General features: G+C 75.1%; 4 protein-coding genes. 2 read left to right on the top strand and 2 right to left on the bottom strand.

The genetic code is table 11. From position 1 onward, the window contains the following. Positions 1-1,190 (bottom strand): glycosyltransferase N-terminal domain-containing protein (locus tag Q7W29_03615; protein MDO9170900.1); only part of this gene is annotated, 1,190 nt, incomplete at its 3' end. Further along, positions 1,187-2,209 (bottom strand): glycosyltransferase family 9 protein, encoded by a 1,023-nt coding sequence (locus tag Q7W29_03610; GenBank protein ID MDO9170899.1) that lies wholly within the window; start codon positions 2,207-2,209, stop codon positions 1,187-1,189. The genes Q7W29_03615 and Q7W29_03610, both read right to left, overlap by 4 nt. Before the next feature lie 163 nt (positions 2,210-2,372). Between Q7W29_03610 and Q7W29_03605 the strand changes: the two genes are divergently transcribed. Both Q7W29_03605 and Q7W29_03600 read left to right on the top strand, forming a co-directional pair. Beyond that, positions 2,373-3,626 (top strand): hemolysin family protein, encoded by a 1,254-nt coding sequence (locus tag Q7W29_03605; protein ID MDO9170898.1) that lies wholly within the window; start codon positions 2,373-2,375, stop codon positions 3,624-3,626. Beyond that, the coding region (locus tag Q7W29_03600) for a DUF21 domain-containing protein (GenBank protein ID MDO9170897.1) at positions 3,623-4,216 on the top strand (594 nt) is incomplete at its 3' end. The genes Q7W29_03605 and Q7W29_03600, both read left to right, overlap by 4 nt.

Below are 4,216 nucleotides of genomic sequence, written 5' to 3'. Positions count from 1 at the left end.
GCCCCGGTCGGGTCGCGCAGGATCGTGCCGGCGCCCAGGATCGTGCCGGCGCCCGGGATCGTGCCAGAGCCCAAGGCCGTCAAGGTCAGGGCCTCTTCCGCGTTCGCGATGCGCGGGCCGAAGCCCACCGGCACAGCCGCCGCGGCCGGCTCGAGCGTGCTGTGCACGCCGGTCGTGAAGCTGCCGCCGACGTAGGCCGCCGTGGCGGCCCTGTAGATCCCCGCCAGCGCGCCCACGCGATCGACCACCAGCAGCCGGACGTCGCGCGGCGCGCCCGCCTCCTCGACCCAACCGGACAGCGCCGCCGCCGCCACGCCGCGCCTCGCCGCGGCGGCCAGCAGGTCCGCGACGCGCGCGGGCGTGGGCTCGTGGGGGACCAGCACAACGCGCAGGCCGGGGCGTTCGCCCAGCAGCTCCGGCAGGACGGGCCACCACAGGGCTTCGTCCGGCGGCCAGGTGCTGCCCAGGACCAGCCGCTGCTCCCCCCAGGCCGCCAGCCGCGCCGGCAGGGCGTCCGCCGCCGCCGCGTCGTAGCGCAGCAGGACCTGCTCGGCGCGGGTGTCGCCGCTGACGACGACGGGCGCGCTCACGCCCAGATCCGCGACGAAGCGGTCCCGGTCCGCCGGCGAGCCGACGCCGATCCGCGCGAAACGGTCGAAGAGGTCGCGGTAGAAGGGCCGCAGCAGCGGGTGCCGGCGCAGCGAGCCGGGCGGCAGCGCGCCCGACAGCAGCACGACCGGCACGCCGGCCGCGCCGGCCGCGGCGACGAGGTTCGGCCAGCAGTCGTACTTGACGAAGACCAGCGCCCGCGGCCGCCAGGCGTCCAGCAGTTCCCTCATGTCGGCCGCCCGGTCCAGGGGCAGGTAGTCGTGGACGTCGGCCTCGGGATGCGCCGCGGCGTACTCGCGGCCCGACGGCGAGAAGTGGGTCACGGCCAGCGGGCCCACGCCGAGTTCCCGCAGGCGGCGCAGGATGGGGCGGGCCTGCTCGTACTCGCCCACCGAGGTGGCGTGCAGCCAGACGCCGCCGCGGACCAGGGGCGCCGCGGCCAGCAGGCGCGTCATCAGTGCCCGGCGCCCGGCCAGGCCGCGCGCCAGCTTCGGCGACAGCGCCGCGGCCGCCGGCAACAGCGGCAGCGCCAGGCGCACCGCCGTGCGGTAGGCGACCCAGGCTGCCGCCGCGCGCCTCACGAAACGGCCCCGCGGTCGAGCAGGCCGCGCAACGCGCCCAGGACCGCCGTCGCGGGGATGCCCTCGAGGCAAGCCAGATCCCCGCGATGGCAGGGGCGCGAGCCGGTGCGCGAGCAGGGCCGGCAATCGAGGTCGCGTTCCAGCAGGACGCTCGCCGGCAACAGCGGCGCGTAGCCGAAGGCGCGCACCGTCGGCCCGAACAGGGCGACCACGGGCGTGCCCACGGCTTCGGACAGGTGCAAGAGGCCGCTGTCGTTCACGACGGCGGCGCGGCAGCCCGCCAGTTCCGCGGCGATCTCGGGCAGGGGGCGGTCCCTCAGCACGCGGGCGTCGGGGTGGCGCGCGACCGCCGCCGCCAGCGGCCCGCCGTCGTACCAGGCCGACTCGTCGGGGCCGAGCAGCACCGAGAGCGGGTGGGGCAGGGAGCCGGCCAGCAGGTCCACCAGCGCGGCGGCGTGGGTCTCGGGCCAGCGCTTCGTGGCCCAACGGGCGCCGGGCGCCAGGACCAGGCGCGTCCCGGGGGAGGATGCGAACACCCCCCGCAGCGGCGGGTGCGCGGCGGCGCGCGCGGCGTCCGCGCCGATGCCGACGGCCGGGGCCAGCGCGCAGAAGCGGTCCAGCAGGGAGCAGGGCGCGTCGTCGGGAAGGGTCGGCCACGGCGCGCGCCGCGAACCGATCAGCGCCAGCCGACGCAGGGTGTCCTTGCGCAGACGGGCGTCGGCGCCGCGCCCCAGCAGCAGCGGCAGGGCGCGGCTGCGCAGCACGGCGTGGGCGTCGAGCCACGTCGCGTCGCGGTGCCCGCGCAGGCGGCGGGCGAGCCGGACCAGGTCGCCCGGACCGCCGTCCCCGAGCGCGACCACCTCGTCGACGCCGGCGAAGCGCGCGGCCAGGGGCGCGAAGCGGGCCTTGGTCACCAGCGTCGCGCGCGGCCCGCCGGCGGCGGCGAGCCCGGCCAGGAACCAGCCGCACAGGCAGAGGTCGCCCAGGGCGCCGAAGCGGGTGACGAGGGTGCGCGGCACGGGATCCTTTCGCGGCGGCTCGGCTCGCGCGGAGCCGGGAAACGGGAGCCGAGAGGCAGAACCTCAGGAAGCAGAGCCTCAAGAAGAAGAGCCTAGTGACGCGCTTGCAGGGTGTCAAGCCAACGGCTATGCTCCCGCGAGTGCCGACCTCCGGGAGGATCGCTTGCTCGATGTCGCCGTCCTGGCCCTGCTCCTGCTGTTCTCGGCGCTCTTCTCGGGCACCGAGACGGCCCTGTTCTCGCTCCAGGACGGGGACCTGGCGCGCCTGCGGCGCCGGGGATCGCCAGCGGACCGGCACGTCCTGCGCCTGCTGGCCGACCCGCCGCGCCTGCTCGCGGCGCTGCTGATCGGCAACCTGCTGGTCAACATCGGCGTGAGCGTCCTGGGCACCTCCCTGCTGCTGGAGCGCTTCGGGCAGCGCGGCCTCGCGATCGCCGTGCCGGCGCTGACGGTGCTCGTGCTGCTGGTCGGTGAGATCACGCCCAAGCTGATCGCCCTGCGCCTGGGTCCGCCCCTGGCGCGCCTGCTGCAGGCGCCGCTGCGCGTGTGGCTGGCCGTGATCCGGCCCGTGCTGGACCTCAACGGCCTGATCACGCGGCGTGCGCTGGCGCGCCTGCCCTTCGAGCGCACCGGCAGCCGGCCGCTGACCGTGCCGGAGCTGATCACCGCCGTGGACATGGCCGTGCACGACGCCTCGCTCACCGAGACCGAAGGTCGCTTCGTCTCCCGCCTGCTCACGCTCGACGGCCTGGAAGTGCGCGAGATCATGCGGCCGCGACCGGACGTCGTGTCGCTGGAGATCGGCCAGTCCCGGCCGGAGCTCCTGGAGATCGCCCGCGACGCGGGCCTGAACCGCTACCCCGTGGTCGAGCCGGGACGCAACCTGCCGGTGGGCGTGCTGCACCTCAAGGACCTGCTCGGCAGGGCCGACGACGCGGTCCTGGACGCCGCGATGCTGCGCGCGCCGGTCTTCGTGCCGGAGTCGAAGTCCGTCTCGGTGCTCATGCACGAACTGCGCGTGGACGGGGGTCACATGGCCTTCGTGCTCGACGAGCACGGCGACTTCGCGGGCCTGGTCACCCTGGAGGACTGCCTCGAGTCCCTGACCGGCCCCTGGCTCGACGAATCGGACACCGGAGATCCCGAGATCCTGGCCGTGGGCGACCGCAACTGGATCGTCGCCGGCGTCACGGACCTGCGCCAGGTCCGCGAGACCTGCGGCGCCCCGCTCGAACCGTCCCACGACTACGTCACCCTGGCCGGTTTCGTCATGGCGAAGCTGGGGCGCATCCCCGCGCGCGGCGACCGCGTGGTGTGGGACCGCTACCGCTGCACGGTGCTGGAGATGGACGGCCTGCGCGTGACGAAGCTGCGCCTGCAGCGGCTGCCGCGGGCGACGATGGGGGGGACGCCATGAGCGGCAGTGCTCTCTCCCCGGCGGTGACCGTGGTCGTGCTCATGGCCTGCCTGACTGCTTCGGCGTTCTTCTCGGGCGTCGAAACGGGATTGATGAGCATCAGCCGCATCCGGCTGAGCACGCGGCTGCGCCGCGAGCCGCACCCGCGCGCGGCCGCCCTGCGCCGGCTGCTGGCCCGCATCGAGGACCCGGTGCTGTCCTGCCTGATCGGCAACAATCTGGTGAACGTCAGCTTCAGCGCCGTGCTGACCGCCGCGCTGGCGGCGCGCTATGGCAATCGCGGCGAGTTTGCGGCGGTCGCCATCGCCACGGTGATGATGGTGATCTTCGGCGAGATCATCCCGAAGACGGTCTACCGGGAGTATCCCGAGCGGTTGAGCCTCGCATCGGTCCGCCCCCTGCGGGCGGTGATGTTGCTGCTCGCTCCCGCGCGCTGGGTGCTGCTGGCCTATTCCTCGCTGCTGGACCGCCTGCTGCCGGGCCGCGGCCGGCGCACCGAGGGCGCGATCATCGGGCGAGAAGCGATGCACCACCTGATGGCCGCGCACCCGGCGGCCGCGCAGGACGGGCGCTTCACCGAGCTGCTGGCC

It is taken from the genome of bacterium (assembly GCA_030654305.1).
Taxonomy (GTDB): Bacteria; Krumholzibacteriota; Krumholzibacteriia; order LZORAL124-64-63; family LZORAL124-64-63; genus PNOJ01.
The sequence above is the reverse complement of the archived record's forward strand: the minus strand, read 5'-3'. Positions and strand labels throughout refer to the sequence as shown.